This window comes from Campylobacter sp. IFREMER_LSEM_CL908, from assembly GCF_025771545.1.
Lineage (GTDB): Bacteria > Campylobacterota > Campylobacteria > Campylobacterales > Campylobacteraceae > Campylobacter_D > Campylobacter_D lari_D.
In genome coordinates this window covers 23,712-44,269 of record NZ_JAKMQK010000014.1, presented here as the reverse complement: position 1 = coordinate 44,269, position 20,558 = coordinate 23,712, and the positions used below count along the sequence as shown (strand labels likewise).

17 protein-coding genes and 1 pseudogene are annotated in these 20,558 nt (G+C 29.6%); 12 read left to right on the top strand and 6 right to left on the bottom strand.

Features of this window, described 5'->3' with window-relative positions:
- Positions 1–13 precede the first annotated feature (13 nt).
- From L8U04_RS06820 to L8U04_RS06795, 6 genes are all read right to left on the bottom strand, one after another.
- A complete protein-coding gene (locus tag L8U04_RS06820) occupies positions 14–2,032 on the bottom strand; it encodes a rhodanese-like domain-containing protein (RefSeq protein ID WP_412175297.1) in 2,019 nt (672 codons plus the stop codon).
- Positions 2,033–2,127: 95 nt separating this feature from the next.
- Entirely contained in the window at positions 2,128–4,065 is a 1,938-nt protein-coding gene (locus L8U04_RS06815) for a cytochrome c family protein (RefSeq protein WP_263709698.1), read from the bottom strand.
- 182 nt (positions 4,066–4,247) lie between these two features.
- Positions 4,248–4,883, bottom strand: coding sequence for a helix-turn-helix transcriptional regulator (locus L8U04_RS06810; RefSeq protein WP_220566402.1), 636 nt, complete (start codon positions 4,881–4,883; stop codon positions 4,248–4,250).
- Between the two features lie 105 nt (positions 4,884–4,988).
- Positions 4,989–5,483: a non-heme ferritin gene (gene ftnA / locus L8U04_RS06805; RefSeq protein WP_220566403.1), complete on the bottom strand. Its 495-nt coding sequence runs from the start codon at positions 5,481–5,483 to the stop codon at positions 4,989–4,991.
- 73 nt (positions 5,484–5,556) lie between these two features.
- On the bottom strand, positions 5,557–6,720 hold the full coding sequence (locus L8U04_RS06800) for a sensor histidine kinase (protein ID WP_263709695.1): 1,164 nt from the start codon (positions 6,718–6,720) through the stop codon (positions 5,557–5,559).
- 128 nt (positions 6,721–6,848) lie between these two features.
- Positions 6,849–7,508, bottom strand: a complete 660-nt coding sequence (locus L8U04_RS06795; RefSeq protein WP_043019788.1) for a response regulator transcription factor — start codon at positions 7,506–7,508, stop codon at positions 6,849–6,851.
- An 87-nt stretch (positions 7,509–7,595) separates the two neighbouring features.
- On the opposite strand from L8U04_RS06795, the gene L8U04_RS06790 reads away from it, so the two are divergent.
- The 12 genes and pseudogenes from L8U04_RS06790 to hypD all read left to right on the top strand — a co-directional run bounded on the left by L8U04_RS06790 (position 7,596) and on the right by hypD (position 20,558).
- Entirely contained in the window at positions 7,596–8,579 is a 984-nt protein-coding gene (locus L8U04_RS06790; protein WP_263709694.1) for a substrate-binding domain-containing protein, read from the top strand.
- Between the two features lie 16 nt (positions 8,580–8,595).
- Positions 8,596–9,510 (top strand): phosphate ABC transporter permease subunit PstC, encoded by a 915-nt coding sequence (gene pstC, locus L8U04_RS06785; RefSeq protein WP_047208303.1) that lies wholly within the window; start codon positions 8,596–8,598, stop codon positions 9,508–9,510.
- Entirely contained in the window at positions 9,507–10,595 is a 1,089-nt protein-coding gene (gene pstA, locus L8U04_RS06780; protein ID WP_133318866.1) for a phosphate ABC transporter permease PstA, read from the top strand. The genes pstC and pstA overlap by 4 nt, the downstream gene beginning before the upstream one ends.
- Positions 10,592–11,332 carry a phosphate ABC transporter ATP-binding protein PstB gene (gene pstB, locus L8U04_RS06775; protein WP_087700725.1) on the top strand — a complete coding sequence of 247 codons (741 nt, stop codon included), beginning with the start codon at positions 10,592–10,594 and terminating at the stop codon, positions 11,330–11,332. Before pstA ends, pstB begins: the two co-directional genes overlap by 4 nt.
- A 59-nt stretch (positions 11,333–11,391) precedes the next feature.
- Positions 11,392–12,602: pseudogene (locus L8U04_RS06770) on the top strand (DUF2920 family protein).
- 71 nt (positions 12,603–12,673) lie between these two features.
- Positions 12,674–13,990 (top strand): MATE family efflux transporter, encoded by a 1,317-nt coding sequence (locus L8U04_RS06765; protein WP_263709693.1) that lies wholly within the window; start codon positions 12,674–12,676, stop codon positions 13,988–13,990.
- Entirely contained in the window at positions 13,966–14,631 is a 666-nt protein-coding gene (locus tag L8U04_RS06760) for a M48 family metallopeptidase (RefSeq protein WP_263709691.1), read from the top strand. The genes L8U04_RS06765 and L8U04_RS06760 overlap by 25 nt, the downstream gene beginning before the upstream one ends.
- Positions 14,632–14,707: 76 nt before the next feature.
- Positions 14,708–16,222 carry a hypothetical protein gene (locus L8U04_RS06755; RefSeq protein WP_263709689.1) on the top strand — a complete coding sequence of 505 codons (1,515 nt, stop codon included), beginning with the start codon at positions 14,708–14,710 and terminating at the stop codon, positions 16,220–16,222.
- Positions 16,203–18,401 carry a carbamoyltransferase HypF gene (gene hypF / locus L8U04_RS06750; RefSeq protein ID WP_263709688.1) on the top strand — a complete coding sequence of 733 codons (2,199 nt, stop codon included), beginning with the start codon at positions 16,203–16,205 and terminating at the stop codon, positions 18,399–18,401. The genes L8U04_RS06755 and hypF overlap by 20 nt, the downstream gene beginning before the upstream one ends.
- Positions 18,402–18,464: 63 nt before the next feature.
- A complete protein-coding gene (gene hypB, locus L8U04_RS06745; RefSeq protein WP_039628341.1) occupies positions 18,465–19,199 on the top strand; it encodes a hydrogenase nickel incorporation protein HypB in 735 nt (244 codons plus the stop codon).
- On the top strand, positions 19,199–19,480 hold the full coding sequence (locus L8U04_RS06740; RefSeq protein ID WP_012661500.1) for a HypC/HybG/HupF family hydrogenase formation chaperone: 282 nt from the start codon (positions 19,199–19,201) through the stop codon (positions 19,478–19,480). Before hypB ends, L8U04_RS06740 begins: the two co-directional genes overlap by 1 nt.
- Positions 19,467–20,558: a hydrogenase formation protein HypD gene (gene hypD / locus L8U04_RS06735; RefSeq protein WP_220567192.1), complete on the top strand. Its 1,092-nt coding sequence runs from the start codon at positions 19,467–19,469 to the stop codon at positions 20,556–20,558. The genes L8U04_RS06740 and hypD overlap by 14 nt, the downstream gene beginning before the upstream one ends.

The following is a 20,558-nucleotide window of genomic DNA, read 5'->3' as shown; positions in this document are numbered from 1 at the left end:
ATAGCGAATAAGGTTATAAGATAGTGTTAAAGAAAGTATAAAGCATTAAAAATAAAAATACCAAACCAGTGATTAGCATTGCAAATCCTGCAAGTTTAGCTAGCCATTGATATGCTTTGAAGTTACTTTTATTTTCATATAAAGTGCTTAATTTTCCACTTTCTTTTAAGCGTTTATACCATACATTTCTTTCTTGTTTAATCTCTTCTTCGCTAATACTTCCTGAAAAAATCACCATATCCATAGGGAAGCGATCTGCTCTAAAATGCGTATTAAAGAAGTGAATTGCAAAAATAAATCCTGTAGCAAGTAAAGCTTCATCAGAGTGAAGTAGGGTTGCTAAGTTGATTGCTTCACCTGGTAAAAATTTACCAAAGAAAGCAGGAAACCATAAAATAAGCCCTGAAATACCAATGATAAACATACCCCAAAATACTGCTAGATAGTCAAATTTTTCCCAATAAGTCCAGCGGTCAAATTGCGGTCTTGGTCCAAAACCAAAGAACCATTTAAAATGATCTTTCATATCTTTAAAATCTTGCCAATTTGGCATTAAAGAATCAGGCCCAAAAGTAGCTTTTAAAACTTTCATAAAGCTTATTTTGCCAGTTATTGGATCCCTTGCTACATCACGGCGTTTCCAATTTACGATGATGATTTCTCCAATGTGAGAGAAAAATACTGCAAACATTACTATGGCTGAAATATGATGTATAGTTGCAGCGTTAATGATATCTCCACCCATTAAATCAATCATAGGTTTAGCCCATGCTGAATCATAGAATTTTTGCGGTAAGCCTGAGAATGCAAGACCCAAAAAGCTAGCTGCCATAAAAAAATGCTGAATTCTATGGAAAGTGCTAAATCTTCTTACTCTTACTTTATCTTCATGTGCCGCTTTTCTTGCTTCTTTCCATTCTTTAGGATATTTTATACGCATAGTAATTAAACGCAAGCACCAAAGTATAGTATGGGCTCCAAAGAAAACAAATACAGAAATGACCAAAATAGTCATGAATATATAAGCACCATGTAATCCAGGATATTTTTCACCATCGCTATGATCAGCATGTGCCATCCAATTTACGAAATTTTCATTTGCATTTGGATGGCATGATTTACAAGTTTGAACACGGTTAATTGGCGAGAGGGTTGAGCTTCTTTCACTTGATTTTAAAATATTGTGTTTGCCATGACAATCAGAACAAGTAGCAACACTTGGAGTTTCACCCGGTGTACTTAATATCATGCCTTTACCATGGAAAGTCATATGAAAAGTTGCACTTTTTTGTTTATGGCATTGTGCGCATTTTTGATCGACTAATTGTTTTTGTGAATAAATTCCTGAATGTTTTGGGGTAATATGAATAGAGTGACAAGTCGCACAAGATGGTTTTTCTTTTTTCTTTTGCATATCTTGAGCGGGTAAGAACTTTTCTACTCCATGAGCGCTTTTTGCTAAAGCATTGCTTGCTTTTTCATGACAAGTTGCACATTTTTGATTGATTAAGTTTTTATTTGCTGCAATATCAGCTCTAATGCCTTTACCTTTTTGAGCATGACAATCACGACAAGATGGGGTATTGCTAAATTTAAATCTTGAGTGGATAGTGTCTTTAAATTCGATAATTTCTTTAGCTTTTTCCCATTTAACTGTGTCTATTTTTTCAACTTTTCTACCTGAAGTTACCCATGATTCTATACCATCAAGCATTACAACAGAGTTTTTATAGCCAAGTTCTATAGCAACTGCAGCTGCTTGAGAAGCTTCAAATCTAAAACGATTTAAACCATAAAATACTAAATTTGCATTTTTATCATTAGGTAATAAATTTTGCCAATTTTCCACATAGGTTGATATGGAATTAGGTATATAACCATTAGCTTGTCTATCTTGCTCTGAATTGACATCAAAAAAATAAGTATTGTTTTGATCTAGCATTTCTTGAGCTTGTGCTAAGCTAATGCTTTTTACACCTTCTATTGAGCCTATTTCTCCATTAGCCTCAGCAAAAATAAATCCTGATGGCATAAAAAGAGTAAAAAGCACAATAAAAAGTCGAGTAATTAAATTTTTCAAGACTAGCTCCTTATTTTAAGGAAGAATTTTTCATTCTTCCTTTGTTTTTATTTACCATTTAGGATATTTTGTGCTTCTTGGATATAAATTAAAGCTTCTTCTATGATTTTCTTAGAATAAGCAGGTCCATGAACACCCCAAGAACCATCTTTTTCTAGTCTATCAGCTATGGCTTGAGCTTGATTAGTTAGGCTTAATACTTTTGATTTTTGCTCTATTGAAAGTTTATTTTTTTCAGCAAAAGTTTTATCAATATTTGCTATGCCTTTTCTAATTTTCTCATAGCCTTCTTTAACAGGGTTTTGCCACTGCATTACTTTATCATAAATCATTTCTTGATTGCTAAAGTGAAGTTTTTCAGGTAAGGTTGATTGCACAGGACTATGACAACCACTTGCACCAGGACCCATTAGGTTAATATCACTAAAACTAGTTCTACCACAACTCCACATTAAATCAAGGAAAAATCTACCTTCATCATCTCTAGCTATGGTCCAGCCACCAACTTTAGGCGATCTTTCTTTGCCTTCTGGTGGATTAAGTGTTTTTGCGGTTTTATCTACTTTGATATTCCAAATATGTGAAGCTCTAACATTATCAAATCCACCTTTATCAGGGTTTTGAACTGCTCCAAAGTTTTCACAACTCATCATGTTTGGCATGTGACAAGCTGTACAGTTATCTTTTGCGTGAATTCCACCTTTTTTGAAAAAGCTTGCTTGAGTTTCATGACAATCTTTGCAAGTTTTTTTAAGTTTTGTTTTAGTATAACCGCTTTTCCAATCATTAAAAGTTACTTCATGCGGATCATGACAAGTATTACATCTCATACCCTTATCGTAGTGTGCTGAAGAATACATTTGAGCACCTTCTGTTCCACACGCAGGGCAACTTGATTTAAAATATGCGTTGAAAGGTTTTCTAGGATTGATTTTAGCATCGGTTTCATTATATGAAAATCTTTGATGACATCTTTCACAATTTGATGGCATGCCTGCACCTCTTGCTCCATAAAGATGTGCTCCAGCCCCATGGCATTCCTCGCAAGTAATACCTTTTGAGATGGTATGTTTTTGAAGTTCTTTTGGATTACCCAGTGCTTTGTAAAATTCTTCCTTGCTTTTAAAGTCAAATTTAAAAGTATGACAGGTTTCACAATACGCAGTAGCAGGTTGGAAAACCGCTTTTTCTTTATAAGTTGCAGCATAAGAGTTTGTTCCCCATACTTGAGAGCCATTTCCTCTAAAATCTTCCATTTTAGTAGGAAAACCAGGTGCAAATGCAGCTATTTTTTGTGCCATTTCAGGAGTTAAAAACTCACTCCAAAGTCTTGAAAATTGATTGCCTCCAGCGGTTAATTTACCACTTAAATCACTCAAATTTCCATCTTCAACATGGTAAGTTCCACGCACAAGCCATCTATCTATAAAACCATATTTTGTTCTTGGTGTTCCAATGAGAGCATAAACATCATTTGGATAAATTCCATCGGGTAAAATAGTAGCTTGAGAGTTATACATAGGTTTTTTCAAACCTTCAGCTCCACCAACTTCTTCCATTTCATGTGGAAAACGCACGGTTTTTGCATGACGAGAGCGCTCCCAAGAAGCATATTGAGCAGGGTGACACTCACCGCATTTTTTTGGACCCACAAATTTGTTTGGAAAATCCAAAAAAGATTCATAAGGCAAACGATAGGTAATAGAGGCTTGCTTTAAATCATGCTCGGCAGCAAATTTAGCTCCATTTTGATTTACAACCCAATTTTCAGTTCTATCACTATGGGTAAATTTACCCACTAAACGCCCTTCTTTTTCATATTTAAAAATAGGGTGATTTTTATAAAGATAATCAAAAAATGCATCTTCTTGAGCCACATAACCATCAAGGGTTCTAGGCTCTGAAGAAGCAAAAGCTTGTGTAGTCAAACTAATGCCCAATGCTAAACAAGCATAAGTGGCGACTTTAGCTAGTTTATGTTTCATAACTTCCCTTTCATGTAGTTTTGTTAAAAGATAAAAACACTCTTATTTATTATCTATTAACTTTTAAAACATAATTTTGACTATTTTTTAATAAAAATTAACTTAAAAATATAATTTATTAACTTTTTATTAATTTAAATAATAAAAATTATCATATAGAAAAAGAAGTTACTTGCTAAATATTAAATTCTACTAATAGTCCCTACTACCTTACCTACAATTAAAAAGTCTCCATTTTGATAATGAACATCCGCATAACTTAGGTTAAAAGAGTGTAAATAAACTCCGCCTTTATTGCTTTTAAAAATTTGTTTGATAAATAAACCATCTCTGGTATTTACTGCAAAAACTCCACCTTCTTTAAAGCTTTTGCTTTTATCTACTAAACACAAAGAATCATCTTTGATTTCAGGCTCCATGCTATCGCCTATACATGGGATGATATCACAATCTTTAGAGCCAAAAAAATCACTTAGTTTTTCATCTATAATCACTTCTGAAAAACTTACATTATCATTTAAAGCTCCACCTCCCATAGAAGCATTAACATCATAATATTTTAAGACATTATAGTTTAGATCATGCGTTAGAGTATTACTCTCAAGGGAATCTTCATAAAAAAACGCATTGATATTAATATTTCTCTCATTTAAAAAATGAAGTATTTGTTTATAAGGTATGGAATTTCTAAATTTCATACTATAAAAGGTATCAGGATTGATATTTAGCATTTTGGCTACATCAGAATCTTTGGCATTTTTTATGCCTTCTTTTTGGAGTATAAATTTAAGTTTATCAGTAATTTCATTCATTTGCATAAAAATCCTTTTAAATAAAAAGTATTTTAGCAAATTTACTTTTATTTTGCAAGAATTCTTTTAAATTAAAAGATATTTAGCTTCCAAATTTATGGAAGCTAAAAATTATTTATTAGTCAGACTTTTGATGTATTGATCTACCATATATAAGCCATTGCCATTATCGCTTATGAGTTTGATTTTATCTACTATACCTCTAAAAAGCGCTTCCTCTTCGTGTTGTTCGCTTACATACCATTGTAGAAAATTAAATGTAGAATAATCTTTACTTGAAAGCATAAAATCTACAAGATTATTAATAGAAGCAGTGATACTTTGCTCATGCTCAAAAGTTTTTTCAAATACATCAAGTAATGATTTAAAATCACTATCAGGTTTTTTAACTTCTTTTAATTCTACTTTAGAATCAGTTTCATTCAAATAAGTGATGAGTTTTCTAGCATGATCACTTTCTTCTCTTGCATGCTCGAACAAAAACGCCCCTGCACCATCAAAACTATGCTCATAGCACCATGAACTCATACTCAAATACAAATTTGCTGCATACATTTCTTTATTAATTTGCTCATTTAATAAAGCTACTACTTCTTTTGAAAGCATTTTCTCTCCTTTAAGTGTTATTGCTTTATTATATTAATATAGTTTTATTAAAAAGATATTAATAATAAAAAAATTATTTTGTATTTTTTATACTAAAAGAAAAAACACTACCTTTTTGTGGGTTAGATTGAATTTTTAAAGAACTTTTGTGTAAAGTGAGTATTTTTTTAACTAAAAACAATCCTAGTCCAAAAGAATTGTTTTGGCTAGTATTGATTTTATAAAATTTTTTTGTGATTAATTTTAAGTATTTTTCCTCTATGCCTATGCCTTGATCTTGTATAGTAAATTCTTGGTTTTTAACTTCAATAAAAATATCTTTTTGACTATATTTTAGTGCATTGCTAATGAGATTAATAATAACTTGCTCAATGAGAAAAGAATCTGCTTTTATGAAAGTTTGCTCTCCTTGAATTTTAATCCTGCTTTCATTAAAATTTTCAACAATATTTTTACTTAAAGCATATAAATCAAAATTTTCTTTATTTAAAGATGTGATATTTAAATTAAAAACAAAATTTAGTTTGTGTGTTAGTTGGTTGATTTTTACGCTTTGCTTGTGAATTTTTTCAAGCATAAATTTTTTCATAGTTTCATCATTATGTTCTTTTTCTAAAGATTGCAAACTTAAATTTATAACACTTAAAGGATTTTTTAACTCATGTGAAATAGCACTGATTAAATTTGAAAGTTGAGTGTTTTTCATTTTAATTTTTTTGGCTTGTTTTTTATTTTGTAATTCTTTCTCATAAAATAACTTTTTTATTTTTAATAATCTTAAATTTAAAGAATTTAAATCATAAAAAAAGTTCTTTGTAAAATGAAATTCTGATTGACTCTTTATATTTTTAATAAACAAAAGTAATTCTTGAAAGTATTTTTTAAAAAAGTTAAATATAAAAATATATATTGCAGTTAATACTGCTAAAAAAAGTAAAAAAATCAAAATATTTTTTATCCAAAAATCTTGTATTTTTGCGTTTATTTTTGGATAAACAATGATGATGTATTTATATCCTTCATATTGATAAGCTTTATAATAAATTTCTTTATTATTAAAAAATTCATGTGTAAAATCTGCGTTAAATTGATTTTTAAAAAAATCAAAATCATCTAAAGATGAGATGGTTTTTCCATCTTTTTTGATGATAAAATCTGCTCTTGTTTGTTGAGAAAATTCTTGAATGTTGTTTGTATTGAGTGTTTTTATAATGCTAAATTTTAATGTATCATTCAAGGTTTTTAATTTTTGCTCATAAGTGCTTTTTATAGTGTTGTTTATATATTGCTCATTAACAAAATAAAACAATCCTATAAAAAATATACAAAAACATATAAAAAATAAAGCAAAAAAATTTCTGATTTTTAACACAATTTATAACCCACCGAGCGCACTGAAATGATATTTTCTTTAATTTGTGGAATTTTTTGTTTTAATCTTAAAATAGCCGTATTGATTGTCTTATCGCTTGTTGTGTCATTTTTCCATACCTGCTCACTTAAAAATTGACGGCTTAGAAGTTGATTTTTGTGATTAAAAAAACACTTGAGTAATTCTACATCTAGGGTTGATAAATTTTCAAATGTATTTGTTTGATAAATTAATTTCCTTTCTTCTATATATAAAGTAAAATCTTGATAAGAAATTTGTTCTTTTGGAGTTTTATTTCTTTTAGTTACGGCTTTGATTCTAAATAAAAGTTCATTAAAATCAAAAGGTTTGCATATATAATCATCACAGCCTTGCTCAAAACCTTCTAAAATATCTTTTTGTAAAGTCTTTGCACTAAGAAAAATCACAGGCTCCATATAACCTTTTTTTCTTAATTGTTTTATCATCTCTACACTATCGCCACTTGGTAAATTTCTATCCATGATGATTAAGTCTATTTCATTTGTATCTAGAAAGGTTTCTAAGTCAAAAAAATCAAAATAATTATAAATTTTTATATTTTCTTGACTAAGTCTTAAACTAATTAACTCATTTAAATCTTTATCATCTTCTATCAAAATAACATTTAGCATATAAAATTATATCAAAAAATACATGTATCCAAAATGTTTCCAAGTTTTTTTAAATTTTCATTACTTTTTTTAAAACAAGGAGAAAAAATGAAAAAACTTTTGACTTTAAGTGTGGCTACCTTTGTTAATTTAAACGCAGCAGAATTAAAAATAGCAGGTTCATCTACTGTCTATCCTTTTACTTCTTTTGTTGCTGAAGAGTATGCTTCTATAAAAAATACAAAAACACCTATAGTTGAAAGTCTTGGCACAGGCGGTGGTTTTAAAGTGTTTTGCGAGGGAATTACTGATATTTCTAATGCTTCAAGAGCAATCAAGCCAAGTGAATTTGAAACTTGTAAAAAATCAGGTGTGAGTGATATAGTCGGGATTATGATAGGTTATGATGGCATAGTTTTAGCTCAAAATAAAATCAATGCTCCATTAAATATAAGCTTACATGAGTTATTTTTAGCTTTGGCCAAAGAAATTCCACAAGATGGAAAATTAGTCCCAAATCCTTATACAAATTGGCAACAAATCAATAAAAATCTACCAAATAGAAAAATTACAATCTATGGCCCTCCATCAAGTTCAGGAACAAGAGATAGTATAGAAGAACTTGTAATGGTAGATATTTCTAAAAAAATTCCTGAATATAAAGGTGCATATAAAACTATACGCCAAGATGGAGCATTTATACCAAGTGGAGAAAACGATAATTTAATTGTTTCAAAACTTTCTGTTGATAAAGAAGCTTTTGGGCTTTTTGGATACGGATTTTTAGCTAGCAATGATGATAAGATTAATGCAGTTGATATTGATGGTGTAAAAGCTGATGAGAAAAATATTTCCGAAGGAAAATATAAACTAGCTCGTTCTTTGTTTATATATATGAATGCTAAGAAAAATCCAGAAGTATTTGAATTTGCAAAAATTTATATGAGTGATGATTTAGCTAAAAGCGGAGCAGAATTAGAAAAAATAGGATTGGTTCCTTTGGATGAAAAAACTTTAAAACAAACCCAAAAACATATAGAAGAAAAAGGTTTATTAACTGATGAGCTTGTTAAAGCAGGGAAAGTTTTTTAATTTTTAGGATGAAAAATTGATAAAAGAAAAAATAATAAAATTAACGCTTTTTCTTTGTGCTTTTGTTAGCGTAGTAGTAAGCTTTGCTATTATGCTAACTATTTTAATAGAGGCATTAAAATTTTTTCAAAAAGAAAGCGTATTTACTTTTTTATTCTCAAGTCAGTGGGCAGCAGATGCTGCATTTGTAGGTGCTGATGGAAGTAGCAAGCATGGGGTTTTTGGTGCCTTGAGTTTATTTTGGGGAACTTTTTATATTTCATTAATAGCAATGCTAACAGCCTTACCTTTAGGTGTAATGTGTGCTATTTATCTTGGAGTATTTGCAGGTAAAAAATCTAAAAACTATTTAAAACCTATTTTAGAAATCATAGCAGGAATTCCTACTGTAGTTTTTGGATTTTTCGCAGCCATAGTTGTAGCTCCTTTTATAGTGTGGTTTTTTTCTCTTTTTGGTATAGAAGCTAGTTTTCAAAGTGCCCTAGGTGCAGGTTTTATCATGGGTATTATGATAGTTCCTATAGTGGCTTCACTCTCACAAGATTGCATTGAAGCTGTAAGTTTAAAAAGGATAAACGGAGCTTATGCTTTAGGTATGACTAAAAAAGAAGTTGTTTTTGCAGTAATTTTACCAGAAGCAATGCCAGGTATAGTTGCAGCTTGTCTTTTAGGACTTTCAAGAGCTTTAGGTGAAACAATGATTGTTGTTATGGCTGCTTCATTGCGTCCAAATTTAACAATGAATTTTTTAGAAGATATGACAACAGTGACTGTAAAAATAGTAGAAGCATTAAGCGGTGATCAAGCTTTTGATAGTTCTTTAGCTTTAAGTGCATTTTCTTTAGGGCTTGTGCTTTTTATTATTACATTAATCATTAATATTTTTAGCGTTTATTTGATAAATCGCTTCCATAAAAGGAAAAATTTATGAAAAAACTTTTTAAACAAAGAAAAAAAGCTTCAAAAAATTTCAAAAGATTCTGTAAAATGGGGCTTTATATAAACCTTATTTTTCTTTGTATTTTTTTATCAAGCGTAGGGTATCTTGGGATAGGAGCTTTTAAGCAAACTTACATTTATGCCCAGGCTGATAGAAATAGCCCTTCATATGAGCTTTTATCGCGTGCTGAACAAAGGAAAATAAGAACAGGTCAAATCAAAGAAAAATCTTGGCTTTTAGCAAATTCTGAAGTTGATCAATATATGAAAAAAAACTACAATAAACTAAGCGATGAACAAAAAACTTTAGTTGATGAATTAGTTCAAAAGCAAGAAATCAAACTAAGTTTTAACACAAATTTTTTCCTTAATGGAGATTCTAAATCACCTGAAAATTCAGGAATCTTTGCTTCTGTGGTTGGAACTTTACTTGTGATGATAGTATGTATGGTTGTAAGTATCCCAATAGGAGTTGGAGCAGCTATTTATTTAGAAGAATTTGCTCCGCAAAATGTATTTACGCATTTTATAGAAGTGTGTATTAATAACCTTGCAAGTATTCCTAGTATTTTATTTGGACTTTTAGGACTTGGGGTGTTTATTAATCTTTTTGGGATGCCTCGTTCTAGTGCTTTAGTTGGAGGATTAACTTTGGCTATTATGAGCTTACCTATTATTATTGTTTCAACTAAAGCTGCCTTAAAAAGTGTGGATATTAATATGAAAAATGCAGCATATGCTTTAGGCATGACTAAAATTCAAATGATAAAAGGTATTATGCTACCTTTGGCAATGCCTATGATTTTAACAGGTTCTATTTTAACTTTAGCTCAAGCTATTGGTGAAACCGCACCTTTGATGATTATAGGTATGATAGCTTTTATACCTGATGTGGCAAATAGTGTTTTTGCACCAACAAGTGTTTTACCTGCTCAAATTTTTTCATGGTCAGCTATGCCAGAGCGTGCATTTTTAGAAAGAACAGCAGCAGGGATTATAGTGCTTTTATCTCTTTTGGTGATTTTAAATTTAGCAGCAATACTTTTAAGAAGATATTTTCAAGGAAAATTAAAATGATAGCAAAAACAACAAATCTAAATTTATTTTATGGTAAAAAACAAGCTTTATTTGATATTAATATGGAAATTCAAAAAAATAAAATCACAGCTTTAATAGGTGCTTCAGGCTGTGGAAAATCCACATTTTTGCGTTGTTTTAATAGGATGAATGACAAAATAGCAAAAATCGATGGTCTTGTTGAGATTGATGGAAAAGATGTTAAAAATCAAGATTTAGTCGTGCTTAGAAAAAAAGTCGGAATGGTATTTCAACAACCTAATGTTTTTGTAAAAAGCATTTATGATAATATTTCTTATGCACCAAAACTCCATGGGATGATCAAAAACAAAGATGAAGAAGATGCTTTGGTGGAAGATTGTCTTAAAAAAGTAGGGCTTTTTGAGGAGGTAAAGGATAAACTAAAACAAAATGCTCTAGCACTTTCAGGTGGTCAGCAACAACGCCTTTGTATTGCAAGAGCTTTGGCTATAAAGCCAAAATTATTACTTTTAGATGAACCAACTTCTGCACTTGATCCTATATCTTCAAGTGTTATAGAAGAGCTTATTAAAGAATTAAGCCATAATCTTTCCATGATTATGGTAACACATAACATGCAACAAGGTAAGCGCGTGGCTGATTATACTGCGTTTTTTCATCTAGGTGAACTTGTAGAATTTGGAGAGAGTAAGGAATTTTTTGAAAATCCAAAAGAAGAAAAAACAAAAGCTTATTTAAATGGAGCTTTTGGATAATTTTTATTTATTTAGAAATTTTGATGATATAATTAATCAAAATTTCTAAAAGGCTTAACATGCTCATAAATCAAACTTATTTTATAGACTCTTGTGATGATGTAGAATTAAATATAAAAAGAGAAAGTAAATTAGAATATAGAATCACTTATGATGATAGCAAGCAAATGAAAGCTATTGTTTTTATCATAGGTGGGTATGGAGCTAATGCAAATATACATTTTCTAGAAAGTTATAGAAATTTTATAGCTAAAAAATTTGATGTAGTAGCTGTAAATGTATTTTATCATTGTTTTTGCCAAAGAGTTTCTGATGTGGACAAATATAGTGCAACTACTACTTTTATGGAAGATGATTTACCTTTTTTGAAAGAAGTTTTAGAAAATTTCAAAATTCAAACAAGTAAATTAGATTGTTCAACAGCATCAATTCATTATGAGTTTTTGCATCAAACTATTAGTAGCTTAAAAGAAAAAAAGTTATTAGATATAGATTATAAAGTTAGTCTTTCACGCTCTTTTATCCCGCCTAATAATGAATATAATAATTATGGAATTATGCCTGCTATTGATCATATCAATGCCTTAAAAGATATAATGAAAAATTATCCTCAATTTAAATCTTTACCTAAAATTTACGGGGGGGGTCATACGGTGGCTTAGTGGCATTAATGTGTGCTAAAATAGCTCCTTGGTATGTAGATGGAGTAATAGATAATTCAGGTGCTGCATTGCCTCCGTTAAATTATGTAATCGGAAAAGAAGTAAAAAGTTATGATTGTAAAGTTGGTAATGAAAATATAATAATTTATAGCACTATAAAAACTCATTGGACACGCAAAAACCCAAACTCACCTTATTATTTTGCTGATGAAAATTATTTAATAAGAGCTTTACTTAATAAAGATCATTTGATTTTGCAAGCTCAAAAGAATAAAAATATTATTTATACAAGTTATCATAGCGCTAAAGATGACTTAACTCCAGCTGATCATAAAATTTCTATGATAGAAATTTTAAAAGCCTTAAACTATGAAGTAGATTTTCATCTAATAGATGAAAAAGATATAGATGGCAAATTTATTAAAAATTTAACTCATGGGTGTGGAATTCCTGATAAGGCATTATTTAATAAAGAATTACCTATTATGCTTGAAAAATTAAAAGATAAAACATTTAGTATGAAAAAAGATAGTATATCTTATCCTTGTAAAAATAAAGTTTTTACCTTTAAAGATGAAAATGATAAATTTGTTTTAGAAATATTATAAAGCTTGTAAAAAGTAATTTTTAAGTAAAATTACTTTTTACTTTCAAAAGATTATTATCAAAAAGAGTATTTATGGCAAGCAAACAACTTTCACTTAAACATCTTAGTATGCCTATATTGCTAGAAATGTTTTTAAGATATTTTTCTTTGATTATCAACACCGTTATGGTTTCGCAATATTCTAACTTTTTAGTTGGAGCTATGGGTGCGGGTAATCAAGTAGCAGATTTATTTATCATTATTTTTAGTTTTTTAAGTGTGGGTTGTAGCGTAGTGATTGCTCAAGCTTTAGGAGCTAAAGATTACACTCTAGCAAGAAAGGCAATTCATCAAAGTTTATTTTTAAATGCTTTGCTTGGTTTTGTGTGCGGAAGTTTGATTTTATGGCATGGAGAGTTTTTGCTTTATCTTTTACAAATTCCAAATGAGCTTTTAAAAGATAGTGCTATTTACTTACACATGCTTGGAATTTGCTTGTTTTTTGACGCTATGGGTATAGTTTTGGCTGCTATTATTAGGGTATATAATATGGCTTATTGGGTTATGTTTACTACCTTATTGATGAATGTTGTGATATTTATAGGAAATTTTTATGTATTACATTTTACCAAACTAGAGCTTTTTGGAGTAGGGCTTAGTAATATACTTGGGCGTTTGGTAGCCTTTAGCATGCTTGTAGCAATACTTAGTTTTAAACTCAAAATTCATCTTAAAATCAAAGAGATGATAAGCCTTGAAAAAGCTGTGCTTAAAAAGATTTTTAACATCGGTGGTTTTGCAGCAGGAGAGCATTTGATATGGTTTATACAATATACCATAGCTTTTGCTTTTGTAGCAAGTTTGGGTAAAGAAAATTTAAGCGTTCAAACGATTTATTTTCAAATTTCTTTGCTCATCATGCTAGTAGGGCAAGCTATAAGCGTAGCAAATGAAATTATCATAGGTAAATTAGTCGGTGCAAAATACTTAAATGTGGCCTACAAACATACTTGGATAGCTTTGTATTTTAGCGTGGTTGCAAGTGCTTTTGTGGCTTTACTTAATTATGTTTTGCAAGATTTTACCATGGGTGTAGTAAAGCTTGAAGAGAGTTTAAAAGAGCTTATGATACCACTTTTTACTCTTTCAATCTTCTTAGAAATCTCAAGAACTTTTAATATAGTCATGGTAAATTCACTAAGAGCAAGTGGTGATGCGAGGTTTCCGTTTTTAAGTGGAGTGATATTTATGCTTGGAGTTTCTTTACCGGTTGGCTATGTGCTTTGTTTTTATGCTGGACTTGGAATTTTAGGAGTTTGGATAGGTTTTTGTGCAGATGAGTTTTTGCGCGGTATAGTAAATTCATATAGATGGAAAAGTAAAAAATGGCAAGGCAAAGCACTAGTATAAAAGGAATTTTAGAATTTAAAGAATTTCGTTTTGCTTTTGAAAAGAAAAAACTTAAATACTTAAGACTTAGGGTAGATAGGGATTTAACTTTCAAGCTTAGCATACCGCTATATTATGAACAAAGAGATGTTTTAAGATTTTTAGAAAAAAATGAAAGCTGGATTAGAGCCAAAGAAAAAGAACTTTCTTTAAAAAGAGTAGTTTTAGCAAGTGATGAATTGTATTTTTTAGGTAAAAAATACAAGCTAGTTTTTAACGAAAATCATAAAAAAGTTCTTATAAAAAAAGATAAAATTTTTGCAAAAAATCAAAAGTCCTTAGATCTTTTCTTAAGGCGTAGTGCTAGAGTGATTTTTGAGTATTTTATAAAAAAATGGCAATTTGTCCACAAGAGAAAAGTGCAAAGAATTTGCATTAAAGAAATGATTTCAAGATGGGGTTCTTGTAATCATCAAAAAGCATACATAAACTTAAATTTAAAACTTATGCAAAAACCTATAAAAGCTATAGAATATGTGATTTTACATGAACTTACACATTTAATCTACCCACATCATCAAAAAGAATTTTATGATTTTTTATATAAATTTATGCCTGATTATAAAGCAAGGGAAATTTTTCTAAAAAGTCTTATTTTTTAAGTATATTTTTAAGCTTTCCTTAGAATTAAAATTGTTATATTTATATTTTTAAAAATTTAATTTTAAGGTTTTAAACTTGCTTTTAGAAATTACTTTTGATTATAAATCTAAAAATGATATTTTTGAGTATTTGTTAGCTTATTATGCTAAAGATTATGTGTATGATTATGAGCAAAAAGATGAAAAAATCATCATTAAGATTAAAGGCGAAAAAGATGAAATTCAAGCCTTTTGTTCTAATTTAGAAAATATCAGCCATAGTGTTTTTTTAAACAAATTTGACTTAAAAGTTATAGAAGAAGATTTTACACCTATAAAAAAAGAAAAAACCTTTACCAAAAGAAGTTTTTTAACAAGACTTAATGCAAATGCTTATACTAATGGCGAGCTTTTAGAAAATGAATGGGGTATTTTTGTAGAAGAAGAATTTAAAATAGAAGAAGAATTTATAAAAATCACTAAAGAAAATTTCTACGATAATTTAAAAAAAGCCTTGGAAAAATTAAAAAACAAAGAAAAAATGCATTTTAAAAGTCCAAAAGGAATATATGCTTTTGAAATTTTTAATGAAGCATTGGATGATTTTTTAATACCTTGTGACCCAAAACATATCAATGCATTTTTTTCTTGTAATAACGAGCAATTTAAAATCTTAGCAGGGGTTGAAAAGCCTCTAATGAAGCTTAAATTTAATGCTATTTTTAGACAAAATCATCAATTAAATCATGAATATTTTAAAATAAAAATATATGATAATCTTTTCTTGTTTGCCTTGTGTTTTGAGCTTGAAAAAGAAGGAATTAAGTTTTTAAATTTTAAAAAGCTAGAACATTTTGAAGATGATTTTGAAGTAGCTTTAATCGAAAATGAGCTAGTAGTTTGCAGGGGTTATGATTATATTTTACCTGAGTTTAAAAATTTGATTTTTCAAAAAGAAGATAAAAATTTTGCAAGAATTTCTTGTATATTGTCTGATTTTAAAGACAAAAAGCCTTTGCTTTTAGAACTTAGTAAAAGAAATGATGATATTATCTTACTTGATAAAGAGCTAAATCTTTTAAAACTTTGCTTACCAAAAAGCTTTGATGAGTTTTATGAAACTATAAGTCAAGATGATGTTGCTAAGAGATTATTAGCTAATTATGAAAAAGAATTTACCCTAGTGCGAAAAGAACTAAATATGGCTAATAATTTTTTTAATCTTTTTGGCATGGTAGGGATGATTTTAGAGCTTGGTAAAGACGAGAAAAAAGCAGCATTAGCACTTTTGGCCTTAGCAGATGAGAGTAAAATGGCAAAAGGTGTTAGGATAGATTTTAAGCTTAATGAGCAAAAAGAATTTGATTACACTAAGACCTTAAGAAGTGTGATGAGTTTTAAGCTTGCTGGAGTAGAAAATCAAATCATAGCCTTAGGTGTTGTTGAGAGTTTGGCGTATTTTTTAAGGGATTTATTTGATGATTTAAGGACTAAAGAACAAGTTGATTGTGCCGTGCTTAGTGGGAGTTTGTTTGAGCATAAAAGCCTTAGTAAAAATGTATTTAAACACATACCATTTTTTAAGTTAAGTGATGTCCCACTTTGGATATGAAATTCATATTAAAGGACTAGTGCAAGGCGTTGGCTTTCGTCCTTTTGTTTTTAACATAGCTAAAGAGCTTAATTTAAAAGGTGAAGTTTATAATAATAGCTTAGGTGTTGTTATAATCCTTGAGTGTGGCAATGATGATTTAAAAATTTTTAAAGAAAAACTTTTTACTAATTTACCACCTTTAGCCAGGATAGATGATTTTAGCTTTTCTTGTAAAAAACTTCAAAAAACTTATAATGAATTTAGCATAAGTACTTCACAAGATAGTGAAAAATTTAGCCCTATTTTAAGTGATTTTGCTCTTTGTGAGGATTGTTATAATGAATTTTATGATGCAAAAAATCCGCGTTTTAAATACCCTTTCATCACTTGCACAAATTGTGGGCCAAGATTTTCAATTATAAAAAAACTCCCATATGATAGAGTTAATACGACTATGGATGAGTTTAAAATGTGTTCTTTTTGTCAAAGCGAGTATGAAGATCCTACTAATCGTCGCTTTCATGCTCAACCACTCTCATGCCCAAAATGCAAAATTACTATTTTTTTAAAAGACAAAAATCAAAATATTTTAGCCAAAGATGAAAAAGCTTTTATCTTGCTTGCAAAGCTTTTAGAAGAAGGTAAAATCATAGCTTTTAAAGGTATGGGTGGGTTTCATTTAATTTGTGATAGCACAAATAAAAATGCTATAAATGAACTTAGAATACGCAAAAATCGCCCTAAAAAGCCTTTTGCTATCATGGTAAAAGATCTTAAAATGGCTCAAGAATTAGCTTTTATTAATGAAGCTGAAGCAAAACTTTTAACTTCAAATTTAAAACCCATAGTTATTTTAAATAGCAAAAATATCCATAAAAGCTTAGCACCAGATACCAATAAAATAGGTATTATGTTAGCTTATATGGGAACGCATTTAATGCTTTTTGAACATTTTAAAAAACCTATCATTGCAACAAGTGCTAATTTAAGTTCACAAAGCATTATTTATGAAGAAACAAAACTTTTAGAGCAACTTAGTGATGTATTTGATTTTTATCTTGATTATGATAGAACAATACACAACTCAAGCGATGATAGCATTGCTCAAGTTATTAGCGAAAAAACTATGTTTTTAAGGACTTCAAGAGGCCTTAACCCACTTTATATCAATACAGCAAGTATTTTTAATACAAAAGAAAATATTCTAGCTCTAGGAAGTGAGTTAAAAAACGAATTTGCTTGTTTTTTTAAAAATCAAATTTTCATTTCTCCTTATATAGGCGATATGAAAAGTTTAGACATACAAGAGAGATTTTTTAAAATTTTAACTTTCTTTCAAAACTCTTATAGGTTAAATTTTGATCAGATTTTAAGCGATAAGCACCCACAATTTAACTATGTAAAAGAATTTAGAGATTATAAAAATTTTCGCGTGCAACATCACTATGCACATTTGTGTGCTTGTTTATTTGAACACAAAATTTACAAAAATAATGTTTTAGCCTTTGTTTTTGATGGAACAGGCTATGGAGATGATGGAAAAATTTGGGGTGGGGAGATTTTTAGAGCGAGTTTAAAAAGTTATGAAAGACTAAATCATTTTAAAAATTTCAAACTAATTAATGCAGATATTAAAAATATCGCAAATTTAGCTTTGGCTTTGATTTTTGATTTTAATTTAGAAAGCAAAGCTAGCGAGTTTTTAGCTAAATTTTCTCAAGTAAAATTAAATAATCTTAAAAAAATTCACACTCAAAGCTCTTTATATACGAGTTCTCTTGGTAGGATTATTGATGCTTTTGGCGCTTTTGCTTTTGATATACAAAAGCTTGATTATGAAGCACAAATTGGGCTTTTGATGGAAAAATATTATGATAAAAATCTTGATTATAGTTACAAATTTAACATCAAAGAAAAAGAAATTTGTTTTAAAAATGCTTTTTTGCAAGCTTTAGAAGATAAAGATAAAGTTAAAATTAGCACAGGTTTGCTTAATGGCATTGCAAATTTAATTATAGAATATTCAAAAAAATTTAAAGAAGAAGTGCTTTTATGTGGTGGGGTATTTCAAAATAAAACCTTGCTTGAAATTTTAGATCGAAAAAATTTTGCTTATAAAACTTCTTTACAATTTCCTTGTAATGATAGTTCTATTGCACTTGGGCAACTTGTGCATTATTTATCTTTAAAAACTTAATAAAACTCATATTTTTTTAATACTTTTTTATATACAATAAAATAAAAATATAAAGGAAAGATTATGTGTAAAGATTGCGGCTGTTCTATTAATGGACATGAACATCATCATGATCACCATCATGAAAATCCAGCATTAAAAGATGAAAAAACTATTAATGTTATTAGTAAAATTTTATCAAAAAATGATCATCAAGCAGCTCATAATAGAGAGCATTTTAATGAGTATAATACTCTTTGTATTAATCTAATGAGTTCCCCAGGAAGCGGTAAAACAACGCTTTTAGAAGAAACTATAAAAACTTTAAAAGATGATTTAAAAATAGCTGTGGTTGAAGGAGATTTAGAAACTAATAATGATGCAAATCGCATTATTAAAGCAGGAGGCTTAGCTCATCAAATTACTACAGGACAAACTTGTCATTTAGATGCTTTTATGGTGCATGAAGCTTTACATCATTTTAAACTTAGCGAACTTGATATAGTTTTTGTTGAAAATGTGGGAAATTTGGTATGTCCTGCAAGTTATGATTTGGGTGAACATTTAAATGTAGTTTTACTTTCAGTAACAGAAGGTAGCGATAAGGTGGAAAAATATCCAGTGATGTTTAGAAAGGCTGATTTATTAGTCATTACTAAAGCCGATTTGGCTCAACATTTTGACTTTGATTTCAAAGCAGCTTCTATGGCAGCTAAAAGATTAAATCCTAAAATAGATATTATGATTTTAGATAGTAAAACAAAAACAGGATTTGATCTTTGGATAAATTATCTAAAAATGAAAAAGGAGCTTAACTAATGTGTCTTTCTATACCTTCTAAAATTTTAGAAATTGATGAGCTAAATTCAGCCATAGTAGAAACTTTAGGGGTTAAAAGAAGAGTAAGTTTGGATTTAATAAGCGAGCCTTTAAAAGTAGGCGATTATGTGCTTATACATGTGGGTTTTGCTATGGAAAAAATCGACACTCAAGCCGCACAAGAGAGTTTAAAAATTTATGCTGATATAGCAGAGAAAATGCAAAATGGACAAATCGATGAAAATGAAGGCGATATGGGGCTAAAAAATGGATTTAATTAATGATTTTAGAGATAAAGAAAGAATTTTAGCCCTAAAAGAACTTATTGCTTCTAAAATTACTAAGCCTATTAATATCATGGAAATTTGCGGTGGACATACGCATAGTATTATGAAATTTGGTTTGCCTGATTTATTGCCAAAAGAAATTAATTTTGTTCATGGCCCAGGCTGTCCTGTGTGTGTTATGCCAAGAGAGCGTATTGATGTGGCTTTAAAGCTTGCAAGTATGCCAAATACTATCTTTTGCGTATTAGGCGATATGCTTAAAGTACCAGGAAGTTATGAAAGCTTAATTGATCTTAGAGCTAAAGGGGCTGATATTAGAGCACTTTATACACCTTTGGATGTGATAGATATAGCTTTAAAAAACCCTGAAAAAAATATAATCTTTTTTACCATAGGTTTTGAGACAACTACACCTATGAGTGGGGTGATTATAGAAAAAGGTATAGCTTTAAATTTAAAAAATTTATTTTTTCATATCAATCATGTGTTGGTTCCACCCGCGGTAGAAGCTATCATGCAAGATGAAAATGTAAAAATTGACGCCTTTTTAGGGCCTTCCCATGTAAGCGTTATCACAGGATCAAATATTTATGAACCTATTGCTAAAAAATACAAAACTCCTATAGCAGTGAGTGGTTTTGAGCCAGTTGATATAATGCTTAGTGTGTTGAATATAGTAGAGCAAATGAATGCAAATACTTTTGAAGTTTATAATGAATATCACAGAGTAGTTAGCAAAGAAGGAAATTTAAAAGCTAAGGCTTTAGTGGAAAAATACTTTAAACCTTGTGATTTTGAATTTAGAGGTCTTGGAGTGATTGTAAATGGCGGGCTTTGTCTAAAAGATGAATTTGCACACTTAGATGCTAGCAAAGTGTTTGATTGTAAAGTACAAAGTAAAAACGAAAGCAAGGCTTGTATTTGTGGTCAAATTTTAAGAGGTTTAGCCAAGCCTTACGATTGTAAGGTGTTTGCAAAAGCTTGCACTCCAAAAAATCCCATAGGTAGCTGTATGGTTTCTAGTGAAGGAGCTTGCGCAGCTTATTATAAATACTATCAAGATAAGGCATAA

What these genes read in the sequence shown, in the direction of transcription:
- L8U04_RS06820 (WP_412175297.1), bottom strand. Translation starts at nt 2,032, where the DNA reads ATGCCATCAGGATTTATTTTTGCTGAGGCTAATGGAGAAATAGGCTCA.
- L8U04_RS06815 (WP_263709698.1), bottom strand. Translation starts at nt 4,065, where the DNA reads ATGAAACATAAACTAGCTAAAGTCGCCACTTATGCTTGTTTAGCATTG.
- L8U04_RS06810 (WP_220566402.1), bottom strand. Translation starts at nt 4,883, where the DNA reads ATGCAAATGAATGAAATTACTGATAAACTTAAATTTATACTCCAAAAA.
- ftnA (WP_220566403.1), bottom strand. Translation starts at nt 5,483, where the DNA reads ATGCTTTCAAAAGAAGTAGTAGCTTTATTAAATGAGCAAATTAATAAA.
- L8U04_RS06795 (WP_043019788.1), bottom strand. Translation starts at nt 7,508, where the DNA reads ATGCTAAATGTTATTTTGATAGAAGATGATAAAGATTTAAATGAGTTA.
- L8U04_RS06790 (WP_263709694.1), top strand. Translation starts at nt 7,596, where the DNA reads ATGAAAAAACTTTTGACTTTAAGTGTGGCTACCTTTGTTAATTTAAAC.
- pstA (WP_133318866.1), top strand. Translation starts at nt 9,507, where the DNA reads ATGAAAAAACTTTTTAAACAAAGAAAAAAAGCTTCAAAAAATTTCAAA.
- pstB (WP_087700725.1), top strand. Translation starts at nt 10,592, where the DNA reads ATGATAGCAAAAACAACAAATCTAAATTTATTTTATGGTAAAAAACAA.
- L8U04_RS06765 (WP_263709693.1), top strand. Translation starts at nt 12,674, where the DNA reads ATGGCAAGCAAACAACTTTCACTTAAACATCTTAGTATGCCTATATTG.
- L8U04_RS06760 (WP_263709691.1), top strand. Translation starts at nt 13,966, where the DNA reads ATGGCAAGGCAAAGCACTAGTATAAAAGGAATTTTAGAATTTAAAGAA.
- hypF (WP_263709688.1), top strand. Translation starts at nt 16,203, where the DNA reads ATGTCCCACTTTGGATATGAAATTCATATTAAAGGACTAGTGCAAGGC.
- hypB (WP_039628341.1), top strand. Translation starts at nt 18,465, where the DNA reads ATGTGTAAAGATTGCGGCTGTTCTATTAATGGACATGAACATCATCAT.
- L8U04_RS06740 (WP_012661500.1), top strand. Translation starts at nt 19,199, where the DNA reads ATGTGTCTTTCTATACCTTCTAAAATTTTAGAAATTGATGAGCTAAAT.
- hypD (WP_220567192.1), top strand. Translation starts at nt 19,467, where the DNA reads ATGGATTTAATTAATGATTTTAGAGATAAAGAAAGAATTTTAGCCCTA.